This window comes from Paraburkholderia sp. DD10 (assembly GCF_049177125.1).
GTDB classification, from domain to species: domain Bacteria; phylum Pseudomonadota; class Gammaproteobacteria; order Burkholderiales; family Burkholderiaceae; genus Paraburkholderia; species Paraburkholderia terricola.
In genome coordinates this window covers 2,964,993-2,991,236 of the sequence record NZ_CP185392.1, presented here as the reverse complement: position 1 = coordinate 2,991,236, position 26,244 = coordinate 2,964,993, and the positions used below count along the sequence as shown (strand labels likewise).

General features: G+C 64.4%; 23 protein-coding genes. 17 read left to right on the top strand and 6 right to left on the bottom strand.

From position 1 onward, the window contains the following. Positions 1-3 precede the first annotated feature (3 nt). The 10 genes from ACOCG7_RS13630 (at position 4) to ACOCG7_RS13585 (ending at position 9,128) form a co-directional block, all read left to right on the top strand. Positions 4-645, top strand: a complete 642-nt coding sequence (locus ACOCG7_RS13630; protein ID WP_073430709.1) for an HD domain-containing protein — start codon at positions 4-6, stop codon at positions 643-645. Between the two features lie 175 nt (positions 646-820). Further along, positions 821-1,453 carry a glutathione S-transferase family protein gene (locus ACOCG7_RS13625; RefSeq protein WP_421375903.1) on the top strand — a complete coding sequence of 211 codons (633 nt, stop codon included), beginning with the start codon at positions 821-823 and terminating at the stop codon, positions 1,451-1,453. 124 nt (positions 1,454-1,577) lie between these two features. Continuing rightward, positions 1,578-2,459: an NmrA family NAD(P)-binding protein gene (locus tag ACOCG7_RS13620; protein ID WP_073430711.1), complete on the top strand. Its 882-nt coding sequence runs from the start codon at positions 1,578-1,580 to the stop codon at positions 2,457-2,459. A gap of 51 nt (positions 2,460-2,510) precedes the next feature. After that, positions 2,511-2,969, top strand: a complete 459-nt coding sequence (locus tag ACOCG7_RS13615) for a MarR family winged helix-turn-helix transcriptional regulator (RefSeq protein WP_073430712.1) — start codon at positions 2,511-2,513, stop codon at positions 2,967-2,969. Positions 2,970-3,112: 143 nt separating this feature from the next. Then, a complete protein-coding gene (locus ACOCG7_RS13610; RefSeq protein WP_083081569.1) occupies positions 3,113-3,961 on the top strand; it encodes an SDR family oxidoreductase in 849 nt (282 codons plus the stop codon). A 42-nt stretch (positions 3,962-4,003) separates the two neighbouring features. After that, on the top strand, positions 4,004-4,279 hold the full coding sequence (locus tag ACOCG7_RS13605; RefSeq protein ID WP_073430714.1) for a hypothetical protein: 276 nt from the start codon (positions 4,004-4,006) through the stop codon (positions 4,277-4,279). 99 nt (positions 4,280-4,378) lie between these two features. Then, positions 4,379-4,813: a hypothetical protein gene (locus ACOCG7_RS13600; protein WP_154872874.1), complete on the top strand. Its 435-nt coding sequence runs from the start codon at positions 4,379-4,381 to the stop codon at positions 4,811-4,813. Between the two features lie 580 nt (positions 4,814-5,393). Then, on the top strand, positions 5,394-6,128 hold the full coding sequence (locus ACOCG7_RS13595; protein ID WP_421375900.1) for a cupin domain-containing protein: 735 nt from the start codon (positions 5,394-5,396) through the stop codon (positions 6,126-6,128). A gap of 2 nt (positions 6,129-6,130) precedes the next feature. Next, positions 6,131-7,456, top strand: a complete 1,326-nt coding sequence (locus ACOCG7_RS13590; protein ID WP_073430717.1) for an NAD(P)/FAD-dependent oxidoreductase — start codon at positions 6,131-6,133, stop codon at positions 7,454-7,456. Positions 7,457-7,793: 337 nt separating this feature from the next. After that, positions 7,794-9,128: an MFS transporter gene (locus tag ACOCG7_RS13585; protein WP_421375897.1), complete on the top strand. Its 1,335-nt coding sequence runs from the start codon at positions 7,794-7,796 to the stop codon at positions 9,126-9,128. A 354-nt stretch (positions 9,129-9,482) separates the two neighbouring features. On the opposite strand, the gene ACOCG7_RS13580 is transcribed toward ACOCG7_RS13585, so the two are convergent. Further along, the gene (locus ACOCG7_RS13580) at positions 9,483-9,650 is read right to left on the bottom strand and encodes a hypothetical protein (protein WP_421375895.1); all 168 of its coding nucleotides are present in this window, start codon (positions 9,648-9,650) and stop codon (positions 9,483-9,485) included. Between ACOCG7_RS13580 and nirB the strand changes: the two genes are divergently transcribed. Genes nirB through ACOCG7_RS13560 form a run of 4 tightly spaced genes read left to right on the top strand, consistent with a single transcriptional unit; the run spans position 9,627 to position 16,668 of the window. Further along, entirely contained in the window at positions 9,627-12,167 is a 2,541-nt protein-coding gene (gene nirB / locus ACOCG7_RS13575) for a nitrite reductase large subunit NirB (protein ID WP_421375893.1), read from the top strand. The two genes, ACOCG7_RS13580 and nirB, sit on opposite strands and share 24 nt — an antisense overlap. A 31-nt stretch (positions 12,168-12,198) precedes the next feature. Beyond that, on the top strand, positions 12,199-12,546 hold the full coding sequence (gene nirD, locus ACOCG7_RS13570; protein WP_421375891.1) for a nitrite reductase small subunit NirD: 348 nt from the start codon (positions 12,199-12,201) through the stop codon (positions 12,544-12,546). Next, positions 12,543-13,814 (top strand): NAD(P)/FAD-dependent oxidoreductase, encoded by a 1,272-nt coding sequence (locus tag ACOCG7_RS13565; RefSeq protein WP_421375889.1) that lies wholly within the window; start codon positions 12,543-12,545, stop codon positions 13,812-13,814. The genes nirD and ACOCG7_RS13565 overlap by 4 nt, the downstream gene beginning before the upstream one ends. Positions 13,815-13,827: 13 nt before the next feature. Continuing rightward, positions 13,828-16,668, top strand: coding sequence for a molybdopterin-dependent oxidoreductase (locus ACOCG7_RS13560; protein ID WP_421375887.1), 2,841 nt, complete (start codon positions 13,828-13,830; stop codon positions 16,666-16,668). A 295-nt stretch (positions 16,669-16,963) separates the two neighbouring features. On the opposite strand, the gene ACOCG7_RS13555 is transcribed toward ACOCG7_RS13560, so the two are convergent. Then, on the bottom strand, positions 16,964-17,815 hold the full coding sequence (locus tag ACOCG7_RS13555) for a LysR substrate-binding domain-containing protein (RefSeq protein WP_186814049.1): 852 nt from the start codon (positions 17,813-17,815) through the stop codon (positions 16,964-16,966). A 90-nt stretch (positions 17,816-17,905) separates the two neighbouring features. Here ACOCG7_RS13555 and ACOCG7_RS13550 point away from each other — a divergent pair, with 90 nt between their 5' ends. Together ACOCG7_RS13550 and ACOCG7_RS13545 are read left to right on the top strand one after the other, a co-directional pair. After that, positions 17,906-18,757 (top strand): alpha/beta fold hydrolase, encoded by an 852-nt coding sequence (locus tag ACOCG7_RS13550; RefSeq protein ID WP_421375885.1) that lies wholly within the window; start codon positions 17,906-17,908, stop codon positions 18,755-18,757. 80 nt (positions 18,758-18,837) lie between these two features. Continuing rightward, positions 18,838-20,124, top strand: coding sequence for a DUF3422 family protein (locus ACOCG7_RS13545; protein ID WP_073428984.1), 1,287 nt, complete (start codon positions 18,838-18,840; stop codon positions 20,122-20,124). 52 nt (positions 20,125-20,176) lie between these two features. Here ACOCG7_RS13545 and ACOCG7_RS13540 read toward each other — a convergent pair whose 3' ends face one another. The 3 genes from ACOCG7_RS13540 to ACOCG7_RS13530 form a co-directional block, all read right to left on the bottom strand. Continuing rightward, on the bottom strand, positions 20,177-21,616 hold the full coding sequence (locus ACOCG7_RS13540; protein ID WP_421375882.1) for an MFS transporter: 1,440 nt from the start codon (positions 21,614-21,616) through the stop codon (positions 20,177-20,179). 148 nt (positions 21,617-21,764) lie between these two features. Continuing rightward, positions 21,765-22,916, bottom strand: a complete 1,152-nt coding sequence (locus tag ACOCG7_RS13535; RefSeq protein ID WP_421375880.1) for a CaiB/BaiF CoA transferase family protein — start codon at positions 22,914-22,916, stop codon at positions 21,765-21,767. Between the two features lie 7 nt (positions 22,917-22,923). After that, positions 22,924-23,865 (bottom strand): hydroxymethylglutaryl-CoA lyase, encoded by a 942-nt coding sequence (locus tag ACOCG7_RS13530; protein WP_421375878.1) that lies wholly within the window; start codon positions 23,863-23,865, stop codon positions 22,924-22,926. A 148-nt stretch (positions 23,866-24,013) separates the two neighbouring features. Between ACOCG7_RS13530 and ACOCG7_RS13525 the strand changes: the two genes are divergently transcribed. Beyond that, a complete protein-coding gene (locus ACOCG7_RS13525) occupies positions 24,014-24,934 on the top strand; it encodes a LysR family transcriptional regulator (protein ID WP_421375876.1) in 921 nt (306 codons plus the stop codon). 73 nt (positions 24,935-25,007) lie between these two features. On the opposite strand, the gene ACOCG7_RS13520 is transcribed toward ACOCG7_RS13525, so the two are convergent. Then, a complete protein-coding gene (locus ACOCG7_RS13520; RefSeq protein ID WP_421375874.1) occupies positions 25,008-26,216 on the bottom strand; it encodes an acetyl-CoA C-acetyltransferase in 1,209 nt (402 codons plus the stop codon). Between the last annotated feature and the right edge of the window lie 28 nt (positions 26,217-26,244).

Sequence of the window (26,244 nt, the reverse complement as noted above, 5' to 3'; positions counted from 1 at the left end):
GCAATGCGTCAACGTGTGATTGTGGGGGAGGTGAGTGCTCCAGATTCGGAGATCGCCACGAAGGCGGCTTTGCTCGTCGAGCGCGTCCATTCCAGAGCGATGATGCATCACGTGCATCGGACATGGTGGTTCGCCGAATTCCTGGGTAGGAAGCGAGGTTTGAAATACGATAGGGAAGTGGTGTATCTCGCATCGCTGCTTCACGACCTTGGCCTTACGGATGAATTTTCTGCCGACCAACGCTTTGAGGTGGATGGTGCCGACGCGGCCAGCCGCCTTTTGCTGGCCCATGACTACCCGGAAGCGAAAACGCAACTCGTGTGGGACGCCATCGCGCTTCACTCCGCTGGCGGCCTCGCCGACCGCAAGCAGCCGGAAATCGCTCTCGTCTATATGGGCGCACATCTCGACGTCTTCGGACTGTTTCTGGACGAAGTCACGCCGTCGCTGATCGATGACACGCTCGCGCTCTATCCGCGCGTTGGATTTAAAGCGGCGTTTACCGAAGCGCTGGCTGAAGTCGCCAGAAGAAAACCCCATACGACCGTCGGTACCGGGATCGCCGATATCGGCCGTCGCCATGTACACGGTTTCGAGATTCCGAACGTGTGCGACCTGATTAATGATGCACCGTTTGAAAGCTGAGGTAGCGCACCGCTGGCGCGCTCTCCGCCAGGGCGGCCGCGCTCCTGTTTCTGCATTACTAAGGCGGGTCAAGCCGAAGCTGGGATGCCGTGTTCCGTGACCTGGCGGGCCGATATCGGTCGGTAGCTATGGATCACCGCGGTTGGGGTCCCGAAGGTCAAGAGGAGATGCGCTCATGGCAATCCGTCTTTACGGAGCACAAACAGGCAACAGCCGAAGAGCGGCCATCGCCCTGGAAGAGGCTGGCATTTCGTATTCCGTCAGCCGGGTGGATTTGAGGGCCGGGGAACACAAGACTGCTGCGTTCCGGGAGCTTAATCCGCGTGGCCTTGTCCCGATCATGGTCGAAGAAGGCAAGGCAGGGACAGGCCTCGTCGTTACCCAATCGAACGCGATCATGTTCTATGCGGCGAGTCGATCGCGGGAGAGGCTAACGCCCGATCCGGGCCAGGAGGTAGCCTTGTTTTTCGATCGTCTGTTCTATTTCATTACCGAAGTGATTGCGCCGAACGGCAGTGCTTTCGCGCTTACGCAACAAGGCAACGAACCGGGCGCTCAATTTCTTGCTGCTCGTTCCATCGAGGCGCTCGTTCAGGCCGAACCATTCTTGGTCGACGCCCCCTATATCGCCGGTGATAGGTTCACACTCGCAGACATCGCGGCCTATACGTGTGCCTTTGCTGTGAGGCAGGACCTCGATTGGTCCGAACTCCCTCTGCTCGCGCCTGGTACGCAAGGATCAGTGCGCGGCCAGGCGTCGTTCGCGGCATGGCAGCTTTTTAGCGCGGCCTTCTTCCAGGCTCCGTGAGAGGCGAGGTGTTTCGCTCAAGGCGAACAAAAGCTGTCCGCAAAAAAAACTTGCATATAGGAGCATATGCTTCTATAGTGCCTCACATGAGCCAATGCTCTTAACCCTTCGGAGGATCAAAGCCATGAACGAATCGACCATTCTTGTAAGCGGCGCAACCGGCCGTACCGGCGGTGCAGCCCTCGACGAATTGCTGCGGATGGGTAAGCGCGTCCGCGCTTACGTGCGCTCGGATGATGAACGCGCAGCGGCGCTGCGGGCGCGCGGCGTTGACATCGCCGTCGGGGATTTCACCGACATCGACGACATCCGCGCAGCCATGGAGGGTGTCAGCTCCGCCTACTTCCTTCACCCGATCGCACCGGGGATTGTCGGAGCGGCAGCCTATTTCGCGCTGGCCGCGAAGGAAGCCGGCGTCGCTGCGATCGTCAACATGTCGCAGATTTCAGCGCGGCGCGAGTCGACCAGCCATGCCGCGCAGGACCACTGGATTTCCGAGCGGGTCTTCGACTGGTCCGGTGTGCCTACCACGCATCTGCGCCCCACATTCTTTGCGGATTGGCTCGTCTATCCGCATTTTGCAAAGCAAATCTGGGCCCGGAAGAAAATCGATTTTCCGTTCGAAAACGGTCGCCACGCTCCAATCAGCTCGGACGACCAGGGCAGGGTCATCGCTCACATTCTGGCGAATCCGGCAGAGCATGGCGGCAAGACCTACACGCTCCACGGCCCGGTCGAGATGAACCACACGGAAATCGCCGCAGCCATGAGTGAGGTGCTCGGCGCGACGATCGAATACGCCCCGACTTCGATCGAGGATTTCAAGCAACAGATGGAGCAGGTGTACAAGTTCCCTCCGTTCCTTGTGCAGCACCTCGTTGAAGTCGCGCAGCACTATCGTGAAGGGGTGTTCCAGGGTACTAACGATGCCGTCGAGAAAATCACCGGCACGCCGGCGCTTTCGGTCCCGGCGTTCATCGGAAAATACCGGAGCGCGTTTGCCTGACGAACGCGCGAGGCGCCTGGGCAATTTAACCAACGTTGAGGAAGACACGAGATGCTGCCGGAAAACCAACCCATCGGGATCGATCAATGCAACTGCTTTACGGTGAGGAAGGCCGCCCGTCAGATCTCGCGCCTTTACGACGCTTTTCTCCAGCCGTCCGGCCTTCGCATCACGCAGTTTCTCATCCTGGCGACCCTGAATGAGCAGCAGAGCGCTTCGGTCAATGCGCTCGCCGAGCGACTCGACATCGAACGGACAGCCATGGGAAAGATGATTGGCTTTCTGGAGCGCGATGGTTTCGTGACGATGCGGCCGTCTCCCACGGACGGTCGCATCCGTATCGTCGAACTCACCCCGGAGGGAACTGAACTTTTTGAACGGGCGGCGCCGCTCTGGCTTGAAGCGCAGCATCAGTTCAGCATCATGAACGGGCCCAAAAATGTGGCCTCGCTACGCCGCAATCTTTCGCGGATGAAGGTCGACAATGGGGCGGCTTCTTCCGTCGAATGATCGCCTCTCTGTTTGTTTCGTCGACTGTGCAGTTCGCATCGGCCGTACCTTGCGTTGCGATCCCAAACGTAGCCTTGCGATAAGTCAGCTTTGCAAACGGCAGACTGACCGCGCGAACGGCTTGACCATACAGAGGTAATGAAATGTCGAAGACATGGTTCATCACAGGTGCAGGTAGCGGTTTTGGCCGGGAGCTTGCAGAGCTTCTTCTCCAGCGCGGCGACCGCGTCGCAGCGACGGTTCGTAAGCCCGATGCTCTCAACGACCTTGCCGCCCAGTATGGCGAACGTCTTTGGGTCGCCATACTTGACGTCACGGACAGCTCAGCGGTGCGTAAGGTCATCGACCGCGCGTTTTCGGAACTGCAGAGTATCGACGTCGTCGTAAGCAACGCGGGCTATGCGCTCTTCGGCGCGGCGGAAGAAGTCGGCGACGCGCAGATCGAGCGGCAGATCGATACGAATCTGCTCGGTTCGATTCAGGTCGCGCGTGCGGCGATCCCGAATCTGCGGCGGCAAGGTGGCGGTCGAATCATCCAGATCTCGTCGTCGGTCGGCCAGGCGGCGTACCCGACGATGGGTGTTTACGCCGCGACAAAATGGGGCATCGAGGGTTTCTTCGAAGGCACGATGCCGGAGATCGCGCCGTTCGGCATAGAGGTAACGCTCGTTGAGCCTGGCGCATCGCGCACGAGCTTTGCCTCATCGAGCGCGGACATGGCGCAGGCATTGGACGTATATGACAAGACGCCTGCGGGCGAATTTCGCCGCATGGCCGCGACAGCCGGCCTCGCGATGTTTCCGGGCGATCCGCGCAAGGTTGCGGCGGCGATAATCGCGTCGGCGGACCTGCAGCCTGCGCCGAAGCGGCTCACGCTGGGCAGTGACGCATACGCACTCGTTCACGAAGCCCTGACCGAGCGTCTCGCCATGCTCGAGGCCCAGAAGGAACTGGCGCATTCGACCGATGTAAACGAGGCGCCGCAAGCATAGCCGCCAGCTACTTCTATACAGACCAGCCCGGCGATTCCAGAGATGAGATCCGTGCAGGTGGGCAAATTGCAGCCATTGGGGGTAGGCGATGTTCTCGTGCGGTTGATCGCACGTTCGATGGTTGGCATCCGCTCATCAAACGCTTTCATAGGTATGGCGACGAAAGCGTTTCACTTCCGTCGTGCCGGCGGCGGGATATACGGAGCTGCATTCATCACCTTTCCGATTCTCTATCAGATGTATTTCGGCGACACGTCCCACGCCGAAGCTCAGTCCGCGTTGCCCCAAAAGACACGTGGCTCCATTCATGACGTTTGACCTATCGTTTTCGATTGCTTGCGAACCTAGGATGACCTCGAGTCTCGAAGACTCAGGTTGTTCCGAATCACACCCAGTTCAACAGTGAGGTACGCAATCATGGTGTACGTACTCGAAATGTCTACCGATGCCGATATTCGTCAAACGCAGCTTGATGCGGCGTGGGGGAATGCGGTCACCCGATATTCATGGGCGCAGGTGAGCCACGGGGGGCTCAATATCCCCGCTGGCTCGACGATCATCGTCGTGGCGCATGGCAACGACACCGAGATCGGGAACGCGGCTCCCGGCACGGTGGATATCAATGAATCTGTCTTTCTCGCCACGGTGCATGCGTGCATGGCTGCGAACGCGGCACCGGCGCGTGTGTATTTGTCCACATGCGGCACGGGCCTTGCCATCTTTACGGCAAGGGTCCGTCTTGCGGCGACGCATAACCAGGTGTGGCATGGGGTGCAACTGCTCGGACACCACGATGCAGTCGCCGGCCCGGTGCCGCCCTCGACCGCGCTGGCGTGGACCCAGATTTTCTGAGGTTGCGGGGAAGGGTGCCAAACGCGATCCGGGCGAGTGCTGCCGGACGCATGCGTCGCGGACGCGGCTGGCACTCCGCTCGGGGCGATGAAGCGCACGAAGTCCTCGCGACGATGATCCGCGAGCGTGATCTTGATCGACACTATCAGCAACTCACCGGGCTTCTCGATCCGAACTAGCGCGCCTTCGAATACATGTTCAAGAAGCTTTGATGCGCAGCCTCACGAAACTCCGCGCGTCTCGTCGAGCTACGACGTGATGACCTCGGCACATTCGATCCCGCGACGCATGACCAGCCAGCACCTTCCGCTGGAACCCAAGTTCGATAGTGGGTTCAGCGGAGACTAACGTAAAAACCCGACACAGCAACCGTCTTGGGCCATTCACCGCAGACTGTGCCGCCAGCATTACCAACAACGGGCGGATTGTGTTTTTTTCCCGCGCAAATCAGCGCCACCCTGACTTTTTGCGCTGGTCAAATACTCGACATGAAGAGGGATCGCGCAGCTCCGGCGGCTCGTCCCCAGTACTGCCTTCCAGGTCTTCAGTGAAATCATCGTGCAATGCGCAGGAGCAAACAATGACCGTGGCCTTCGTGCTGCATCGCGCCGACGGCGCACCGCTTTCAACCTCGTTCCGCAGGGCGGCGTTCGGCAAGGACGACCCCTTTGGGCGAATCCGCGAAATCGCGTGGGAAGGACCGGACTCGATGATCGCGGGTCGCGCCAGCCTCATTGGCGAGCTCAACGTCGCGAGCTTTCCCCACCTTGAAACCATCGTCGTGGTCGAAGGAGAGCTCACGCTGGAAGCGGCCGGAGCGGCCCCGTTGGTGCTCGGTCCGCAAACGGGTGCGGTCATCGGGGGCGGTACGGCGCTTCGCGTCCGGGCCGAATCCCGCGTGCGTTTCGTGTTTTGCGCGGCCGCTTGCGAGAAACCGACGAAGCGCGGGCTCATCCCCCTGCGCGCCGACGCCGACTTCAAGCCGTCCGCTTCGCTACCTGCGGAGGTGCTGCTGGGCCCGGCCCCGCAATGCCGTAGCGACAATGTCTTCACCGACGACGCCGCGGAGTACCTCGCGGGCACGTGGGATTCGACGCCCTACCACCGGGTTGTTCGCCCGCATCGCGTGAACGAGTTCATGCACCTCCTGGCCGGCAGCGTGCGGTTCGCGGCGCCGGATGGCAGCGTGCTGTCGCTCCGCGCCGGCGACGCGCTTTTCGTGCCCCGGGGCGCACCGGTCGGGTGGGAAAGCCGCGATCGGGTGGCGAAGTTCTACGTTGTTCAAAACGTCCAGGCTTCAATCGAGCGAGATTAATCATGTCCCCTCCGCTGAACCACATCGAGACTTCGCCCACGTTGCCGGCCGCGGCCGACGTGGTCGTGATCGGGGGCGGCATCATCGGCGTCTTCACTGCCTACTACCTGGCGCAGCGCGGGCTTTCAGTCGCCCTGGTCGAGAAGGGCAGGATCGGCGCCGAACAGTCGAGCCGCAATTGGGGCTGGTGCCGGCAGCAGAACCGCGACGCCCGCGAATTGCCGATGGCGAGCAAGAGCCTCGATCTCTGGGAACGCTTTGCCGCCGAAACCGGTGAAGACACCGGCTTTCATCGCTGCGGGCTGTTGTATCTGAGTAACGACGAGGCCGAGCTGTCCCGTTGGTCCAGTTGGCGCGCCTTCGCGAAGACCGCCGGAGTGACGACCTACATGCTCGACAGCCGCCAAGCCGCCCAGCGCGGGCAGGCGACCGGCCGCGCCTGGAAAGGCGGCGTCTTCTCGCCCAGCGATGGCACCGCCGATCCCGGCAAGGCTGCGCCGGCCGTGGCACGTGCGCTCATGAAGCTCGGCGGCAGCGTCCACCAGCACTGCGCGGCCCGCGGCATCGAGCTGGAGGGCGGGCGGGTCAGCGGCGTCGTCACGGAAGCCGGGGTCATCAAGACGAGGACGGCTGTGCTCGCCGGTGGCGCCTGGGCGTCCTCGTTCTGCCGCCAGCTCGGCATCCGTTTCCCCCAGGCCTCGATCCGCCAATCCATCCTTAGCGTGTCCCCCGTGGAAAATCGCTTGCCGGATGCGCTGTTCACCTCCGGCGTGTCCGTGACGCGCCGCAACGACGGACGCTACGCACTGGCCATCAGCGGACGCGCGCGCGTGGACGTGACGCCACAGTTCATGCGCTTCGCCCCACAGTTCGTGCCGATGTTCGCCAAGCGCTGGCGCAACCTTCTTCCGGGCGGCCTGGAAGGCATTCGTGGCGGCCACGAAACGCTGAAGCGGTGGCGGCTCGATGCGCCGACTCCCATGGAGCGGGTGCGCATTCTGGACCCGAAGCCCGATCTGCCGACGGTGAGGGAAACCTACCGCCGCGCCGTCGAACTGCTGCCCGAACTTGGCGAGGCAAAGATCACGCACGCGTGGGCCGGCTTCGTCGACAGCACGCCGGACGGCGTTCCCGGTATTGGCGAAGTGCCGGACATGCCGGGATTGATTCTGGCAGCAGGCTTTTCCGGACACGGTTTCGGCATCGGTCCCGGCGCGGGCCACCTGATCGCCGACCTTGCCACCGGCGCCGAACCGATCGTGGATCCCATACCGTATCGGCCCAGCCGATTCAGCGGCTCCGCATGGGGCAAGGTCGCAGATTTCTAGGTCGCGTCATGGACGCGTTCGCGACTATCGCCGCCTGCATCACCGCACGCGAATAGTGCCGCCTTGCACCTCGACTGTGCGCGACGACGCTAAAAAAAGCGTCGTGCCGCCGAGAGAATCCGCCACGGCGCATCGCTTTCTCCCGCTTCGCGGAAGCCAGGCACTGAGTTTTCCTATGTGGCACGGCATGTGCATACAGAGCCGCATAGGATCAAAGTCGATCTAGCTTCATTCGAAGTACACGCAACAACCCCTACGGCATTTTGGACAACGGCGTCCCCCGAACCCGGTCATCTGACCGGGCTCGCGGGACGCTTTTTCTTTTTGTGGAACGACGATGACGGACAAAGCAACTCGCATCGAACTCTTCAGCCTGCGCACGCCACCGATGCGCGCTTTCCATCTCACCTGGATGGCGTTTTTCGTCTGCTTCTTTGCATGGTTCGCCTGTGCGCCATTGATGCCGCTCATCAAGCGCGAGTTCGGGCTTTCCGTCGATCAGGTCGCCAATATCAGCATCGCGGCGGTCGCCGTCACGATCCTCGTGCGCCTCGTGGTGGGTCCGCTATGCGATCGCTACGGCCCGCGCAAGGTCTATTGCGGGCTGATGCTCGCGGGTGTATTTCCGCTGCTCGGCGCCGCGCTTTCCACCGGCTACGAAAGCTTCCTGCTGTGCCGTCTGTGCATCGGCGCGATCGGCGCCTGCTTCGTCATTAGCCAGTACCACACGTCCATGATGTTCGCGCCGAACGTGGTCGGCACCGCCAACGCGGCGACCGCCGGATGGGGCAATACCGGCGCGGGCGCGGCGCAAGCACTCGTGCCCTTGCTGCTGGCGGCGATCATGGCGCTCGGTGTGGAGCACGCCTCGGCATGGCGCCTCGCGCTGGTGGTGCCGGCCCTCGCGATGCCGGTCATGGCGGTGTGTTACTGGCGCTTCACGCAGGATTGCCCGCAAGGAAACTTCGCGCAATTGCGAGCGCGCGGCATTCCGATCGAGGGCGGCAAGAAGGGCGGTTGGGCGAGCTTTCGCGCGGCCTGCGGGAACTATCGCGTGTGGATGCTGTTCATCACCTACGCAGCCTGTTTCGGCGTCGAGGTTTTCATTCACAACGTCGCGGCGATCTATTACGTCGATCATTTCCATCTGTCGCTGAAGGCCGCGGGCATGGCTGCCGGCAGCTTCGGCCTGCTGGCGCTGTTTGCCCGCGCACTGGGTGGCTGGCTGTCGGACAAGGTTGCCACGCATCGAGGTCTCGGCGTCCGTTCAACCTTGCTGTTCGGGCTGATGGTCGGCGAAGGCGTGGGCCTCGTGGCCTTCGCGCACGCGGACGGCATCGCCCTCGCCGTGATCGCCATGCTGGTGTTCGGTCTGTTCACGCACATGGCTTGCGGCGCGACCTACGCGCTGGTGCCGTTCATCGACCGCAAGGCGTTGGGCGGCGTGGCGGGCGTGATCGGCGCCGGTGGCAACGTCGGCGCGTTGGCCGCCGGTTTCCTGATGAAAGGCATCGGCAGTGTCCAGCAGACGCTGGCGATGCTGGGTGTCCTGGTCACGTTGTCCGCTTTGTGCGCGCTGGCAGTGCGGTTCAGCAGCGAACACACGGCACGCGAGGCGGCGCTCAGAGAGCGCGCGCTGGCCGCCGCCAGCACGCAAGGCGTTGCCAGTTGACGGACTCGCCCTCTCGCGCGAGCCGGTGCGTGCGGGCGAGCCTTCACCGATGAAGCCGCGACAAGTCGCGAGGACGAGCGCCCCACCGACTTTCGCGGACGACTCGCGGCGTGAAGCGCGCCGCGTCTGAAGTGGCGTGCTGCACGGAGAAGGTGCTGCGCCGCACCATCATTGCGCCTTCGTGCATCGGAATGCGTCAACTCCTGCTGACCGGTCGCGCGTTGCGATATGTGTCGCGAGCCCACCGGGCGGGGCGGCGGCGCGGTTTTTCGTCGTATGGCATGGGCTTTGCGTTGAAGAGGCGGCGGATCAAGGGCGATCCGGCCAGCTTGCAGCAATAGGTTTCTCCCCAGATCACTGTTTTTGGACAACGGCGTCCCACGAATTCAGTCGCACAGGCGATTGCATCCGCGGGACGCCGTTTTTATTTTCCGAATCACTTTCGCCATCTGCCACGCGGCGGCGAATCCAGCCCAGCACATTGAGGAAAGCGCGGTCATGAAAATCATCGTTATCGGTCACGGGATGGTCGGTCACAAACTGGTCGAATGCCTCGCGCAGGACGCGGCGCACGGCCTCGACATCACGGTGCTGTGCGAGGAACCGCGTCCCGCCTACGACCGCGTGCATCTGTCCGAATTCTTTTCGGGCAAGAGCGCGGACGACCTGTCGCTGGTCGAACCCGGTTTCTTCGAACGCCAGAACGTGCTGCTGAAGCTGAACGCGAAGGCCGTCGCGATCGACCGCGCCGCGCGCGCGGTGACGGTATCGACCGGCGAGACGCTGCCGTACGACAGGCTGGTGTTCGCCACCGGTTCCTATCCGTTCGTGCCGCCGGTTGAAGGCCGCGAGCGCGCCGACTGCTTCGTCTACCGCACCATCGACGATCTGGAAGCGATGCAGGAATGCGGCGCGCGCTCGAAGACGGGCACGGTGGTCGGCGGCGGGCTGCTCGGTCTCGAATGCGCGAAGGCGTTGCGCGACATGGGCCTGCAGACGCACGTGGTGGAATTCGCGCCGCGCCTGATGGCCGTGCAGGTCGACGAAGGCGGCGGCCGCGTGCTGCGCACCAGGATCGAGGAACTCGGCGTGACGGTGCACACGCAGAAGAACACCACGGCGATCGTCGATGGCGAAAACGGCACGCACCGCATGCAGTTCGCCGACGGCACGCACCTCGACACGGACATGATCGTGTTCTCCGCCGGCATCCGTCCGCGCGACGACCTCGCGCGCGACAGCGGCCTGACGCTCGGCGCGCGCGGCGGCATCGTGATCGACAACGCCTGCCGCACGAGCGATCCGCACATCTACGCGATCGGCGAATGCGCGCTGTGGAACGGTCAACTGTTCGGCCTCGTCGCGCCGGGGTACGACATGGCGCGCACGGTGGCGAAGCAGTTGCTCGGCGAGCCGGCCGAATTCGCCGGCGCCGACATGAGCACGAAGCTCAAGCTGATGGGCGTGGACGTCGCGAGCATCGGCGATGCGCATGGCACCACGCCGGGCAGCCGCGCCTACCAGTTCAGCGACGAGCGCAAGCAGGTCTACAAGAAGCTGGTGGTGTCGGAATGCGGCAAGTATCTGCTGGGCGGCGTGATGGTCGGCGACGCCAGCGAATACGGCACGCTGCTGCAGATGATGCTGAACCGCATCGAACTGCCGGAAGCGCCCGAATTCCTGATCCTGCCGCAGAGCGACGGCAAGGCGAAGCCGGGACTCGGCGTCGACGCGCTGCCCGCGGCCGCGCAGATCTGCTCGTGCAACAACGTCTCGAAGGGCGATCTGTGCGCGGCCGTCTGCGCGGGCGCGACCGACATCGGCGCGCTCAAATGCGCGACCAGCGCCGGCACCTCGTGCGGCGGCTGCGTGCCGCTCGTCACGCAGGTGATGAAGGCCGAGATGAAGAAGCAGGGCCTCGCGGTCAACAACCACGTCTGCGAGCACTTCCCGTTCTCGCGCCAGGAGCTGTATCACATCGTGCGCGTCGAGGGCGTGCGCAGCTTCGGCGAACTGCTCGCGAAGCACGGCCGCGGGCTCGGCTGCGACATCTGCAAGCCGACGGTGGCGAGCATTCTCGCGTCGTGCTGGAACGAGTTCGTGCTGAAGAAGGAGCACGCGTCGCTGCAGGACACCAACGACTACTACCTCGCCAACATCCAGCGCGACGGCACCTACTCGGTCGTGCCGCGCATGGCGGGCGGCGAGGTGACGCCGGACGGCCTGATCGCGGTCGGCCAGGTGGCGAAGAAATACGGCCTCTACACGAAGATCACCGGCGGCCAGCGGGTCGATCTGTTCGGCGCGCGCGTCGAACAGTTGCCGTTCATCTGGGAAGAACTGATCGCCGCCGGTTTCGAATCGGGCCATGCGTACGGCAAGGCGCTGCGCACCGTGAAGTCGTGCGTCGGTTCGACGTGGTGCCGTTATGGCGTCGGCGATTCGGTGGGTCTCGCGGTCGAACTGGAGAACCGCTACAAGGGCCTGCGCACGCCGCACAAGATCAAGTTCGGCGTGTCGGGCTGCACCCGCGAATGCGCGGAAGCGCAGGGCAAGGACGTCGGCGTGATCGCCACCGAGAAGGGCTGGAACCTCTACGTGTGCGGCAACGGCGGCATGAAGCCGCGCCACGCGGAACTGCTCGCGTCGGACCTCGATCGCGAAACGCTGGTGCGCTACATCGACCGCTTCCTGATGTTCTACGTGCGCACCGCCGACCGTCTGCAACGCACCAGCGTGTGGCGCGAGAGCCTCGAAGGCGGCCTCGATTATCTGATCGACGTGGTGGTCAACGATCACCTGGGCGTGGCGGCGGAACTGGAATCGGACATGCGGCACGTGGTCGAGACCTACGAATGCGAATGGAAGAAGGCCGTGACCGATCCTGAAACGCGCAAGCGCTTCCGCCATTTCGTCAACAGCGATCAGGCCGATAACACCGTGACGTTCGTCGAGGAGCGCGGACAGATCCGTCCCGCGACGCCGGTCGAACGGCAAGCGAAGCAGTTCCCGATACCTGTTGTCGCCGAACCCGCCTGATCGTTCATCCACCCGACGTGAGGAACCCAGCATGAGCAACAATCTGACTTCACAATCCTGGACGCCCGTGTGCGCGCTCGACGACATCGTTCCGAATACGGGCGTCTGCGCGCTGGTCAACGGCGAACAGGTCGCGGTATTTCACGTCGCGGACGGCGAGGGCGGCGTGTTCGCGATCCACAATTTCGATCCGGGTTCGCGCGCCGCGGTGCTCTCGCGCGGCCTGATCGGCAGCCTCGGCGAACGCATCGTGGTCGCCTCGCCGATCTACAAGCATCACTTCGATCTGCGCACCGGCGAGTGCCTGGAAGCGCCCGAGAACTCCGTCAGCGCATACCCCGTGCGCGTGCAGAGCGGCACGGTGTGGGTCGCGGCATGAAACATGAAGTCGACGCGCAGACCTCGGGAGGCGCATCGCCCGGCGCGCCTTCCCGCCCGCGCCTCGTCGTGATCGGCAACGGCATGGCGGGCATGCGCACCGTCGAGGAATTGCTGAAGCTCGCGCCGGATCTTTACGACATCACCGTATTCGGCGCCGAGCCGTACGGCAACTACAACCGCATCCTGCTTTCGCCGGTGCTGGCCGGCGAGAAGACGGTCGACGACATCATCCTCAATACGCGCGACTGGTATGCGCAGAACGGTATCCGGCTGCATGCCGGCGATCCGGTGATTGCGATCGACCGCAGACGCCGCATCGTGCGTTCGCAAAGCGGCGTCGAGGTGGGCTATGACCGGCTGCTGCTCGCGACCGGCTCGAAGCCTTTCCTGATTCCCGTGCCGGGCCACGACCTGCCGGGCGTGATCGCGTTCCGCGATATCCAGGACGTCGAAACGATGCTCGCCGCGGCGCGCAGTCATCGTCACGCCGTGGTGATCGGCGGTGGACTGCTCGGGTTGGAGGCGGCGAACGGACTCATGCGCCAGGGCATGTCGGTCACGGTCGTGCACGTCATGGACAGCCTGATGGAGCGCCAGCTCGACAGGAGCGCGTCGGCCTTGTTGCAGCAGGCGCTGGAACGCAAGGGCTTGCGTTTCCTGCTGCGGGCCAACACCGCGGAAATCGTCGGACCGGAGCGCGTCACCGCCGTGCGTTTCGACGACGGCACGGAGATTCCCGCGGACCTCGTCGTGATGACGGCCGGTGTGCGCCCGAACATCGACCTCGCGAAACAGGCGGGTCTGCACTGCGAGCGCGCGATCGTCGTCGACGACACCCTGCAGACCTACGATCCGCGCGTCTACGCCGTCGGCGAATGCGTGCAGCACCGCACGGCGACCTTCGGCCTCGTCGCGCCGATCTGGGATCAGGCGCGCGTTTGCGGCGCACATCTCGCCGGCGCGGGCCACCGCCGTTACGTGCAGCGCGCGACCGCGACCAAGCTGAAAGTGACCGGCGTCGAACTGTATTCGGCCGGCGACTTCATCGGCGGCCCGGATTCCGAGGACCTCGTGCTGCGCGATCCGCGACGCGGCGTCTACAAGCGCCTCGTGATCGAGGACAACCGGGTGGTCGGCGCCGTGCTCTATGGCGACGTCAAGGAAGGCGCGTGGTATTTCGAGCTGATCCAGAACCGGACCGACATTTCATCGCTGCGCAGCCAGTTGCTGTTCGGCAAAGCCCTCTGCGAGACGCAGCCCGCCTGAACCGGAACGCAACGTGAGTTTTCCCATCGCTATTTCCAGCGCGTCCGATGGCAGCCGCGACGCTGTCAGGACCACTTGTCCGTACTGCGGCGTAGGCTGTGGCGTACGCGCGACCCCGCGCCCGGACGGCCCGCCCGAGATTGCCGGCGACGAACGCCATCCGGCAAACGCCGGCCGCCTGTGCGTGAAGGGCTCGGCGCTCGGCGAGACGGTCGGACTCGACGGCCGCCTGCTGCAGCCGAAGCTGCGCGAGCCCGGCAGCGGCGCCTTGCGCGCCGCGTCGTGGAGCGATGCGCTCGACACGGTCGCCGGCGGCTTGCGCCGCATCATCGATCGGCACGGCCCGCAGGCGGTCGCGCTCTACGTCTCGGGACAACTGCTGACGGAGGACTACTACGTCGCCAACAAGCTGGTGAAGGGGTATATCGGCAGCGCGAACATCGACACCAATTCACGCCTGTGCATGTCCTCGTCGGTGGCGGGGCACAAGCGTGCGTTCGGCGAGGACCTCGTGCCGGTGTGCTACGAAGACCTCGAACTCGCGGACCTGGTCGTGCTGGTCGGATCGAATACCGCGTGGTGCCATCCGATCCTGTTCCAGCGGATCGTCAAGATCAAGGAAACGCGACCCGATATGAAGGTCGTCGTGATCGACCCGCGCTATACCGCGACCTGCGAAATGGCCGACCTCCACCTGCCGCTGAAGGCGGGCACCGATGTCCGGCTGTTCAACGGGCTGCTCAGTTTTCTGGCGGAACATGACACGACGGATGCGGGCTTCGTCGATGCGCATACGACCGGCTACGCACAGGCGCTCGATGCCGCTTCGACCGACGTGACGAACGGCTTCGACCTCGCGCAATGCGCGAAGGCCTGCAAGCTCGACCCGCACGATCTGCTCGAGTTCTATCGGCTTTTCGCGCGAACCGAGCGGGTGGTGACGGTCTATTCGCAAGGCGTGAACCAGTCGAGTTCCGGCACCGACAAGGTCAACAGCATCATCAATTGCCATCTGCTGACCGGTCGCATCGGCAAGCCGGGAATGGGCCCGTTCTCGTTTACCGGCCAGCCGAACGCGATGGGCGGACGTGAAGTGGGCGGCCTCGCGAACATGCTGGCGGCCCATCTGGAGCTCGACAATCCGCGTCATCGAGAACTCGTGCGGACGTTCTGGGATTCGCCCGCCATCGCGCAGCGTCCGGGACTCAAGGCGGTCGAACTGTTCGAGGCGATCGAGCGCGGCCAGATCAAGGCCGTCTGGATCATGGGCACGAATCCGGTCGTGAGCCTGCCCGACGGCGATCAGGCGAAGCGCGCGCTGGCGCGCTGCGAGCTCGTCGTCAGCTCCGACATCGTCGAGAACACGGACACCAATGCGTTCGCTCACGTCCTGCTGCCGGCGCTCGGCTGGGGCGAGAAGGACGGCACCGTCACCAACTCCGAGCGCAGGATCTCGCGCCAGCGCGCGTTCCTGCCGGCGCCGGGCGAAGCGCGCGCCGACTGGCGCATCATCTGCGACGTCGCGCAGCGCATGGGGTATGCCGGCTTCGATTTCTCGGATGCGCATGAAATCTTCGACGAGCATGCGCGGCTGAGTGCCTATCGCAACGACCCCGGCAACGACCCCGGCAACGGTGGCGAGACCGCTGACAGCCATGAGGCCGCAAGCGAAACACAAACCGATGGTAACGTGCCGCGCGTGTTCAATCTGGGCGGGCTCGTCGCGCTCGGCCGCGAGCGTTACGATGCGCTGCAGCCGATCCAGTGGCCGGTGCCGGTGCCGGCGGCGAGCGGCGCGGCGCCGCACGGCACCGCGCGTCTGTTCGGTGATCGCCGCTATGCCCACGCGGACGGCAAGGCGCGTTTCGTCGCGACGCCGCCGCGCGATCCGATCCACGCGCCGGACGACGACTATCCGCTGACGCTGAATACCGGCCGCGTGCGCGACCAATGGCACACGATGACCCGCACCGGTAAGTCGGAGAAACTCGCCGGTCACGTAACGGAAGCCTTCGTCGATCTGCATCCGCAGGACGCGCTGTCGTGCGGCGTGCGCGAAGGCGAACTCGCGCGCGTGTCGAGCCGCTGGGGCACGATGGTCGCGCGCGTGCAGCATGGTGGCGGCATGTCGCGCGGCAGCGTGTTCGTGCCGATCCACTGGAACGATCAGGTCGCGTCCGACGCGCGCATCGGCGCGGTGGTGAATCCCGTGGTCGATCCGGTTTCCGGGGAGCCCGAGTTCAAACACACGCCGGTGCGCGTCGACAGGTTCGACGTCGCCTGGCACGGCTTCTCGCTGAGCCGTCGCGCCCCGGTGCTGGATGACGTGACGTACTGGACGCGCGTCCACGGCGCGCAGTTCGTGCGCTATGAACTCGCGGGGCGCAAGCCGCTCGCCGATCACGGCGGCTGGGCGCAAGCGCTGTTCGGTATCGACGATCCGCACGCCGACTGGCTCGAGTACGAGGACCGCACGGCGGGCGTCTATCGCGCCGTGCACCTGGTGGACGAGCGTATCGAGAGTTGCATCTTCGTCTCGGCGCGTCCGCAATCGCAGTTGCCGTCGCGTACGTGGCTCGCGGGCCTGTTCGCCAAGGACAGGCTCGATGAAGCGGATCGTGCCGGCCTGCTGGCAGGACTGCCGATCGGCAAGGGCGTCGATACGGGGCCGACGGTCTGCTCGTGTTTCGGTGTCGGACGCAACACGATCTGCGCGGCGATCCGCGAGCAAGGGCTCAAGACCGCGGCGGAGATTACCGCGTGCCTGAAGGCCGGTGGTAACTGCGGGTCGTGCGTGCCTGAACTGAAGAAGCTGCTGGTCGACACCGAGCTTGCACGGTTGAGCACCGTCTGATCATGATGAAGAGACTCAAAACCCTGATGGCCGCGATCAAGCCCGGTAATAATTTTCCGGGTCGCCATGACGACGGCGAACTCACGCCCGCAGGCTCAGGGAGTATCGGCGAGCCACACCTGCGGCATACGGCGAGCCTGCGCTCCTCACAGCCGGGCGAACGCGGGCGGCATGAACGCGCACGGCGCCGCACCCGCAACCCTGGTGCGAACATGGGGCAGTCGCACGCCGAGACGCCCTGTTCGCATCGTCATCGATTGCGCTGAAGCGAGGCCCGTTGCGAACACCTGTGTGATTAACGCCGCAGTTCCGACATGATCTTTTCGGCGAGAAAGTCGCATGGCGGGCGCTTCGATTTGGCACTCCGCGCAAGTATGAGCTCCAGCGCAGCGATCTCGGGCAAGCCGTGTGCGTGGCCGAGCAAGCTCAGATGAGCAGGCACCGCGCATTGCGCGAGCGGCGCCACTGCGAGTCCCGCCTCGACCATGCTGAGCAGGCCGAGCAGGCTCGGGCTCTCATAGGAGGTCCGATAGGTGATCCTGGCCCGCTCTAGGCTGCGGATCGCGTTTTCGCGGGCGACGCTACCCGGCAGGAACACGGCAATCGGCAGCGGCCGCTCGCGCCAGATGTCATGCGAACTCGGCGCCGCGGCCCAGACCATCGGTTCGTGCCGGATGAACTCGCCCGATAGGCCCTTCACGCGGGTTCCGCAGACCAGGTCGACCGAGCCGTCCTTCACCATCGGCGCGAGCGCCACGCTCGGCAGTCCGACGACCTGAATCTCGACCTTCGGGTATTGGGCAGAAAATTTCTTCAGAATCGACGGCAACAGTGACGACGCGTAGTCGTCCGGCACACCGATGACGACCCGGCCGGTGACGTCGGGCCGGACCACCGCCGCCCATGCTTCATCGCGCAGCGCGAGCATGCGCCGCGCGAACGTCAGCAGGACCTCGCCGTCTTGCGTGGGGATCACGCTTCTCGGCTTGCGCACGAAAAGCGGCTTGCCGAGCGCGGTTTCGAGCGTCTTGATCTGCATGCTCACCGCCGATTGCGAGCGATGCACGACGTCCGCCGCCCGGCTGATGTTCCCCGTGTCGGCGACGGCGACGATCATTGTCAGAACGTCCAGATCGAGTGCTTTCATTGGTATCAGATAAATCGATAGATGCCATCAATATTACGCGATTTTCTTAGGTTATTGCGTCGTGCATAGTGCGGTGAAAGGAGCCCATGCATGAACGCGCGAACCGACCCTTCAATACTTGCTGTCCCGGAGTTGTGCTTTGCCACCGTCCCCTCCGGCATTTGCGTGCCCTATGTGGTCAGCGGTTCGGGAGCGCCACTGGTGTTCGTGCATGGATCGCTTTGCGATTACCGCTACTGGAGCGGTCAAACGGATTTTCTCTCGAAGCATTTCCTCTGCGTTTCGGTCAGTCTCAGCCATTACTGGCCGGCTTCCGATGCCTGCATTCAAGGGGAATTCGGCTGGAAGACGCACGTCGCGGAGCTTGCCGAGTTCATTGCCGCAATGAACCTCGGGCCGGTTCATCTGGTGGGGCACTCGCGGGGTGGCTGCGTCGCCTTCCACGTGGCGCGCGAGTATCCGCGGTTGGTTAAAACGCTGACGCTTGCTGATCCGGGCGGCCCGTTGCAAATCGATCGGGCGCCGGAAGCAGCGCTGCCGCCCGCGACCAATGTGCTTCGCGCCAAGGTTGCCGATCTGATCGAGAGCGGTGCGATCGACGCGGGACTGGAACTGTTCGTCGACTCGGTGAGCATGCCCGGCTTCTGGCGCAAGAGTCCCGCGAGCTTTCGCACCATGGCGATCGACAACGCCGCCACGTTGCCGAAGCAGTTTAGAGATCCGTTGCCCGCGTACTCACATGACGCGGCGCGTGACGTGAAGTGCAGGACGTTGCTGATCGAGGGCGAAAAGAGCCCTCGCATGTTTCGCAACAACGTTGAAAAGCTCGCCGACTGGATCGATTACGCGGACAAACAAACCATTTCCGGGGCGTCGCATGGAATGAACGTCGCGAAACCAGCGGTATTCAACCGGCTCATCCACGCCTTCGTGAGCGCCTGACAGTACAGGTTAGTACCGGTTAGCGCCGGTTGGTCCCGATCGCGCGGCGACGCGCATGACCATCAGAAAGAAGATCAGCCATGGACCATTTTCTGCGCGCCAGCCTCGCGCGCGAGTTGCATGCGCGGCCGTTTCTCCGGATCGGCGGATCAGTGGCGCTTACCCACTTTGCCATCTATGCCGACGGCGACCCTTCCGTTCACGAAGCACTGCTCCGATCGCTGTGCAGACTGACCGGCCTCGCGATTCCCGCCGAGGGAACGACGCATTACTCGGCACGGTGGAATGACGAGAAGCAATTGAAATGGGAGAGGCACACCGAATTCTCCACCTTCACATTCGTCGCGCAACGCCATGACGCGGACTACTTTTCCGATCTGGCGGAGGAACATGTTCCCTCTGAATGGTTTCACGGTTTTGAAGGCAAGCGGTTCGTCGCCGCCCGGATGGAACTCGTGTCGGGCGATGCAGCCGGCGCAGCACGTCAGAGCGTGCGTCAGTGGATCGACGGCGCCATTCTGGTGGGCAGCACGGTGCTGGGCGGCGGACAGGTTTACTGCGACTGGACCATCCGGTCCGACGGCTTCTCGCGATTTCTCGTGATCGACGATGGCTTCCGGGAAGAGCAGGGCGGACGTCTCCTGCAGCGCCTCTACGAGATCGAGACATACAGGATGATGGCCCTGCTGGCGCTGCCGGTCGCCCGCGAACTGGGCAGAAGTCTCGACGAATTGCAGTCGGCGCTTCAGCCGTTGATGCACAGCATGGACACGAGCCAGGGGCGCCGCAACGATGCGGAACTGCTGGTGCGTCTCACGCATCTTGCCGTGCGCATCGAGTCACTGGCGGGGTCGAGCGGGCGCTTCAGCGCGTCGCGTGCTTACGAAAAACTCGTGCTTGCGCGCATTCACGAGCTGCGCGAAGAACGCATTGAAGGGATGCCGACGATCGCCGAATTCATGGAGCGGCGCTTCGCTCCGGCGATGGAGACGTGCAAGACGGTCTGGGCGCGCCACGAACAATTCGCTGGACGGGTGGCGAGAGCCGTCGATCTGCTGCGCACGCGCGTCAACCTCGCGCAGGAAGAGGACACGACCCGCTTACTGGAAGGCATGAATCAGACCGCGCGCAGCCAGTTGAGGCTGCAACACGCGGTCGAGGGTCTGTCCGTGGCCGCGATCTCCTATTACGTGCTCTCGCTGGCGTCGGCCGGATTCAAGGCGCTTCATACACTGCATTTCCCTCTCGATCCGGAACTGGCGGAAGGATTGTTGATTGCCCCCGTCGTCTTGCTGGTCATGACGGCGATCCGGCGCAGCAAGGAAAGGCACACGGTGCGCAAGTCGGAATTGCCGACATCGGTATGAAAACCGCATCTGCAACGTGAGCTCGAAAGCGGAACTGAGCGCGCCATGGAACTCACCGATTCAGCTCCTCGAGTCGAACGCCGTTGGTCCTGGGTCCGAACACGCCGATCGCCACGGCAACGACCAGCATGCAGCCGGTAATGCCGGTGAACACACCCGCGACGCCGAAATCGCGTAACAGGAAGGCGATGAAGAACCCCGACATCATCGCCCCGATGCGGCTGACCGAATACACGATACCGCTCGCACGGCAGCGCACCGCGGTCGGAAAGAGTTCGGCCTGGTACGCGTGGAAGGATACGGAAATGGTCTGCCCGGCGAGACTGATCAGCACGCCGAGAATGATGAGCGGCACGGCTTCCTTCACCTGCCCGAATGCCAGGCCGCAAACGATCACCGCAAACGCCCCGCCGACGATCAGCCATTTGCGCTGGATCCTGTCGGCGTAGAGCATCGCGAGCATCGGGCCCGCCGGCATCGCGAACGCGATGATGAACGAATACAGCAGGCTCTTCGTCACGGTGATGCCCTGGCCGATCAGAAGCGTCGGCACCCAGTTGGCGAAGCCGTAATAGCCGATCGCCTGGCACAAGTTGAAGACGATCAGCATGATGAAGCGCGAGCGGTACGGCGGCTGCAACAGCTCCGCAAACGACGCGCGCCGATGCGCGGGCTGCTCGATCACCGGTAGCGGAGGCGGCAGCGGCTGGCCTGTCTCGCGCGCGACGATCGCCTCGATCTTCGCCACGACCCGCTCGCCCTTCTCCACGTGGCCATGCGTCGCGAGCCAGCGCGGGCTTTCCGGCACGGCGCGGCGGATGAACCACACGAGCACCGCGCCGATCGATCCCGCGAGCACCACGACACGCCATCCGTCGATGCCGAACACCGTCGTCGGCACGAGCCAGTACGAGAGGATCGCCGCGACCGGCGCGGCCGCGAACATCACCATCTGGTTGAACGCCATCGCGCGGCCGCGCATGTGTTGCGGGACCAGTTCGGTGACGTAGCTGTCGATCGTGATGATCTCCACGCCCACGCCGATGCCCGTGATGAAGCGCCACAGGATCACGCCTTCGGGCGTCGTCTGGAAGGCCATGATCGCCGAGCCGACCGAGTACCACAGCAGCGAAAAGGTGAACACGGCGCGGCGCCCGTAGCGGTCCGGCAGCCAGCCGAACCCGAAGGTGCCGACGAAGAGCCCCGCGAACGTCGCGGCGATGAAGCCGGCGATGCCGGTGAAGCCGAAGAACGCGCTCGTCGTGGTCTTGAGCAGACCGCTCTTCGCCATGCCCGGCGCGATATAGCCGGTGAAGATCAGGTCGTAGACCTCGAAGAAGCCGCCGAGCGAAATGAGGAACACGAGCATCCAGAGATGCCGCGTGATGGGCAGTCGATCCATGCGCGCGGAGATTTCCGCGCCGGGGTCGATGCCGATGCGAACGTTCGGCGACGCAAGCGGGGGGCTGCCCGCGGTGACGGTCTGCTGCATGTTTGTCTCCTGCTTTGTGCACCGGCGGCATTCTTTTGTGTGCACGCCTGCCGGTATGAAGGTGATGGGCCGCACGCTGCTCGCGCACGGCCCAAGCGATCTGCCGTTTAGTCCGCTCCGTGATTCGATGCGCGTTCAGTGCGCAAGCTCATGCGCTCACCCGGCTCTTCAGACGCGACAGCACTTCCTGCGTGTGCTCGCCGACGCGCGCGAGCGCCTGGCGCACGCCCGGCCGCCGGCCGCCCATCGTCAGCGGCAGAAGCACGACTTCGGTCATGCCGCCGTCGTCGGTTTCCATCGGCACGAGGCCGCCGCTCGCCTTCAGATGCGGGTCGTCGAGCAGTTGCTCGGGGCGCACGATCGGCGCATACGGAATGCCGGCCGCTTCGAGCTTCGGCGACAGTTCTTCAACGCGATGATCCTTGAGAATGACGCCGAGAACGTCGAGCAACTCGGGGCGGATCGCGACGCGCAACGCATTGGTTGCGAAGCGCGGTTCGGCTGGCAGATCCGGGCGGCCGAGCACGTCGCACAGCGTGATGAACTGCTTGTCGCTCACCGCGCCGATGAAAAGCTGCTCGCCGTCCGCCAGCGTGAATACGTCGTAGACGCTCCACGCCGACACGCGCGCGGGCATCGGCGGCGGCGGCTCGCGCGTCATCGCGTATTGCTGCATGTGCTGCGCGCAGAGGAACACGCAGTTCTCGAAGAGTGCGCTCTGCACTTCCTGGCCTTGGCCGGTGCGTTCGCGCTCGCGCAACGCGGCGAGCACGCCGATCGCGCCGAACATGCCGCCCATGATGTCGTTTACCGACGTCCCCGCGCGCAGCGGCCGACCGATCGGGCCCGTCATGTAGGACAGGCCGCCCATCATCTGCACGACTTCATCGAGCGCGAGGCGCTTCTCGTACGGCCCTGGCAGAAAGCCCTTGTGCGACACGTAGATGAGGCCGGGGTATGGCTTCGACAGCGTGTCGTAGTCGAGGCCCAGCTTTGCCATCAGACCGGGGCGGAAGTTTTCGAGCATCACGTCGCAGGTGCCGATCAGTTCCACCGCCGCTTCCTTGCCCTCCGGCGTATTGATGTCGAGCACGACGCTCTTCTTGTTGCGGTTGAACGAGCGAAAGAAGCCGATCCCCAGACCCGGCAGCTTGCGGGTCTTGTCGCCGCCGGGCGGCTCGATCTTGATGACCTCGGCGCCGAGATCGGCGAGGATCATGCCGCACGTCGGCCCCATGACCATGTGCGTGAATTCGATGACGCGCACGCCGTCGAGGGGAAGTCGGGTGTCGTTGCTCATGATGTCCTCAAGCGTTGAGCGCAGCCGGAACCGCGAAGGTTTTGGGCAGTCCGGCGAGCCACAACGCGCCGTGAAGCGTTTCGCCTTCGAGCCACCGGGCGACCTTCGCGCGCAGTGCCAGCAAGGCGGGAATATCGATGCCGGTTTCGATGCCCATGTCGGCGAGCATGAACGCCACGTCCTCGCTCGACGCGTTGCCGCTCGCGCCCGGCGCATGCGGACAACCGCCGATGCCGGCGAGCGTCGCATCGAAGCGTGCGACGCCGGTTTCGAGCGCCGCGTACACGTTGGCGAGCGCGAGGCCGCGCGTGTCGTGGAAGTGGCCGCACCAGAAGCGCTCGCCCGCAATCTCGCGGGCCTTCTCGAACAGATCGCGCACGGCGGCGGGGCCGGCGTAGCCGACCGTATCGGCGATGCTCACGCGATCCGCGCCTGCATCGAGCAAGGCCTGCATGCAGCGCAGCACCTCGGCCTGATCGACGCGGCCCTGGATCGTGCAGCCGAACGCCGTGCCGATGCCGCCTTCGATCAGCGTCTTCGAACCGGCGGCATCGCGTGCGGCCCGGATGCGCGCCACTTCGGCAACGACTTCATCGGGTGTCTTGCGCAGATTGGCGAGGCTGTGCTCGTGGCTCGCGGAGAGCGGCACGAGCAGCACGTCGGCTTCGCTATCGATGGCGCGCTCGGCGCCCTTGAGGTTCGGCACGAGCACCGAGACTACGAGGCCCGGCAGCGTCTTCGCGTAGGCGACGAGTTCAGCGGTGTCGGCGAGTTGCGGCAAAAGCCGCGCCGGCACGAACGAGCCGACTTCGATTTCGCGCTGGCCGGCGGCGTAGGCATCGCCGATCCATTCGATCTTGTGTTTCGTGGGAAGCATCGTCTGGATGCTTTGCAGGCCGTCGCGCAGACCGACTTCGCGAATGACGACGTTCATGGGGAACGAGGGCATTGAGTGCTGTCTCCGTTTGTCTCGTGCCGGTCGTCGGGTTGCCGGCGTTGTGCTAACTTTAGACATTCCAACGAAACCTTGAAGCGGTATTTTGGAACGGTTGGCGTTCCAATCGGGAATGTCTGAGCGAGCGACCTGGAGACTGCGAATGCGCGACATCGACCTCAAGACGCTGCGGCTTTTCGTGGCCGTGTGCGATCACCGCAATATCGCGCGGGCGGCGGAGGAGGCGCACATCGAGCCGTCCGCGATCAGCAAGCGCATCGCGCAACTTGAGAGCGAACTGGGCGTGCCGCTGCTGTCGCGCTCGCGGCGCGGCGTCCAGCCAACGGCGGCGGGCATCGCCTTGCTCGAACACGCGCGCAACGTGCTCTTCACGATGGAGCGCATCGCAAGCGACGTCGCCGCGTTCGGCGGCGGGTTGAAAGGGCGCGTGAGCGTGTGCGCGTCGGCCTCCGCGATCGCGGAGGCGCTGCTCGACGACATCGCTTCATTCATGCGCGAGCCCGAGTATCAGAACATCCGGGTCGATGTCGAGGAACGACTGTCGTCCGATCTCGTGCGGCAGTTACGCGAAGGCGCGGCGAGCATCGGCGTGTGCTGGGATAACGTCGACCTGCAAGGGCTTCAGCATCGTCCGTATCGGCAGGACCGGCTCGCGCTCGCGGTCCACCGCGATCATCCGCTCGCTGGCGAGGCGTCGCTGCGCTTCGATCAGACCTTGCGGTACGAGCATGTCGGATTGCTGCCGTCGACGGCCGTTCATACGATGCTGCAGCGCGCGGCGGCGAGCGCGGGCACGACCGTGTCCTACCGGGTGATCGTATCGAGCTTCGATGCGGCGTTTCGCGTGGTCGCGGCCGGGCTCGGGATCAGCGTCGTGCCGGTGGAAGTGGCCGAGACGTATCGGCCGGCGCTTGGAATCAGGATCATTCCTCTCACCGATGCCTGGGCACATCGCCGTTTCGTCGTGTGCTTCAAGAGTTTCGATGCGTTGCAGCCGGCCGCGCAGCGCATGGTTGACTATCTCGTGAGCCGGGTCGAACATCCGTCGACGGTGAAGTCCTGAGAGCCGCGACGATTGCGGTTCGAGATCGCATCGTGATGCCACGGCCCGTGCGCTGGAAATGAAACGATGTTGCTCAGACGATCTCAAGCGCCAGCGCCGTGGCCTCGCCGCCACCGATGCACAGGCTCGCCACGCCGCGCCTCGCGCCGCGCTGGCGAAGCGCGCCCAGCAGCGTCACGATGAGGCGCGCGCCCGTTGCGCCGATCGGATGACCCAGCGCGCAGGCGCCGCCATGCACGTTCACGCGCTCGTGCGGCAGCGACAGCTCACGCATCGCGGCCATGACGACCACGGCGAATGCCTCGTTGATTTCCCACAGGTCTACGTCGTCCACCTGCCACCCCACCTTGGCGAGCAACTTCTGAATCGCGCCCACGGGCGCAGTGGTGAACCAGGCCGGCTCCTGTGACTGTGTGGCGTGCCCATGGATGAGCGCCAGCGGTGCCAAACCACGCTCGCGCGCGGTGGACTGGCGCATCAGCACCAGGGCCGCCGCGCCATCCGCGATCGAACTGGAGTTCGCCGCCGTGACCGTGCCGTCCCTGGCGAAGGCGGGCTTGAGGGTGGGGATCTTGTCCAGTTGCGCCTTCGCGGGCGCCTCGTCGTCATCGATGCGTTTCTCGCCGCTGCGACCCGGCACGGTCACCGGCGTGATTTCCCAGCGGAACAGGCCGTCGCGCTGCGCCTGCTGCGCGCGCAGCGTGGAGGTGGAAGCATAGGCGTCCTGCTCCTCACGCGTGAAACCGAAATGGCGCGCGCAGTCCTCGGCGAAGGTGCCCATCAGGCGGCCGTCGGAGGCGGCGCCGTAGTGATCCTCCAGGCCGTCGAAGAACATGTGGTCCAGCATCTGGCCGTGCCCCAGGCGCTGGCCCGAGCGGGCCTTGGGCAACAGGTAGGGCGCGTTGCTCATGGATTCCATGCCGCCGGCCACGATCAGTTCTTGACTCCCTCCCAGCAGCAGGTCGTGCGCCAGCATGGTTGCCTTCATCCCCGAGCCGCAGACCTTGTTGATCGTGGTGCAGCCCGCTGAGACCGGCAAGCCCGCCGCCAGCGCCGCTTGACGGGCGGGCGCCTGGCCGAGGCCGGCGGGCAGCACGCAGCCCATGAGCACCTCGTCCACGGCCTCCGGCTGGAGCCCGGCCCGATGCACGGCGGCACGGATGGCGTTGGCGCCCAGTTGGGGCGCTGTCAGCGAGGCGAAGTTGCCCTGGAAACCACCCAGCGGCGTGCGGGCGGCGGCGACGATGACGACGGGATCATGGGAAGTCGAAAAGGCAGGCATGCGAGTCTCCATGCGCCGCTCGATGGCG

Bases quoted from the DNA above. Each gene is read 5' to 3' on its own strand.
- ACOCG7_RS13620 (WP_073430711.1), top strand. From the start codon at position 1,578: ATGAACGAATCGACCATTCTTGTAAGCGGCGCAACCGGCCGTACCGGC.
- ACOCG7_RS13525 (WP_421375876.1), top strand. From the start codon at position 24,014: ATGCGCGACATCGACCTCAAGACGCTGCGGCTTTTCGTGGCCGTGTGC.
- ACOCG7_RS13530 (WP_421375878.1), bottom strand. From the start codon at position 23,865: ATGCCCTCGTTCCCCATGAACGTCGTCATTCGCGAAGTCGGTCTGCGC.
- ACOCG7_RS13610 (WP_083081569.1), top strand. From the start codon at position 3,113: ATGTCGAAGACATGGTTCATCACAGGTGCAGGTAGCGGTTTTGGCCGG.
- ACOCG7_RS13600 (WP_154872874.1), top strand. From the start codon at position 4,379: ATGGTGTACGTACTCGAAATGTCTACCGATGCCGATATTCGTCAAACG.
- ACOCG7_RS13615 (WP_073430712.1), top strand. From the start codon at position 2,511: ATGCTGCCGGAAAACCAACCCATCGGGATCGATCAATGCAACTGCTTT.
- ACOCG7_RS13535 (WP_421375880.1), bottom strand. From the start codon at position 22,916: ATGAGCAACGACACCCGACTTCCCCTCGACGGCGTGCGCGTCATCGAA.
- ACOCG7_RS13555 (WP_186814049.1), bottom strand. From the start codon at position 17,815: ATGAAAGCACTCGATCTGGACGTTCTGACAATGATCGTCGCCGTCGCC.
- nirD (WP_421375891.1), top strand. From the start codon at position 12,199: ATGAGCAACAATCTGACTTCACAATCCTGGACGCCCGTGTGCGCGCTC.
- ACOCG7_RS13520 (WP_421375874.1), bottom strand. From the start codon at position 26,216: ATGCCTGCCTTTTCGACTTCCCATGATCCCGTCGTCATCGTCGCCGCC.
- ACOCG7_RS13630 (WP_073430709.1), top strand. From the start codon at position 4: ATGCGTCAACGTGTGATTGTGGGGGAGGTGAGTGCTCCAGATTCGGAG.
- nirB (WP_421375893.1), top strand. From the start codon at position 9,627: ATGAAAATCATCGTTATCGGTCACGGGATGGTCGGTCACAAACTGGTC.
- ACOCG7_RS13545 (WP_073428984.1), top strand. From the start codon at position 18,838: ATGGACCATTTTCTGCGCGCCAGCCTCGCGCGCGAGTTGCATGCGCGG.
- ACOCG7_RS13550 (WP_421375885.1), top strand. From the start codon at position 17,906: ATGAACGCGCGAACCGACCCTTCAATACTTGCTGTCCCGGAGTTGTGC.
- ACOCG7_RS13590 (WP_073430717.1), top strand. From the start codon at position 6,131: ATGTCCCCTCCGCTGAACCACATCGAGACTTCGCCCACGTTGCCGGCC.
- ACOCG7_RS13595 (WP_421375900.1), top strand. From the start codon at position 5,394: ATGACCGTGGCCTTCGTGCTGCATCGCGCCGACGGCGCACCGCTTTCA.
- ACOCG7_RS13585 (WP_421375897.1), top strand. From the start codon at position 7,794: ATGACGGACAAAGCAACTCGCATCGAACTCTTCAGCCTGCGCACGCCA.
- ACOCG7_RS13605 (WP_073430714.1), top strand. From the start codon at position 4,004: ATGAGATCCGTGCAGGTGGGCAAATTGCAGCCATTGGGGGTAGGCGAT.
- ACOCG7_RS13540 (WP_421375882.1), bottom strand. From the start codon at position 21,616: ATGCAGCAGACCGTCACCGCGGGCAGCCCCCCGCTTGCGTCGCCGAAC.
- ACOCG7_RS13625 (WP_421375903.1), top strand. From the start codon at position 821: ATGGCAATCCGTCTTTACGGAGCACAAACAGGCAACAGCCGAAGAGCG.
- ACOCG7_RS13565 (WP_421375889.1), top strand. From the start codon at position 12,543: ATGAAACATGAAGTCGACGCGCAGACCTCGGGAGGCGCATCGCCCGGC.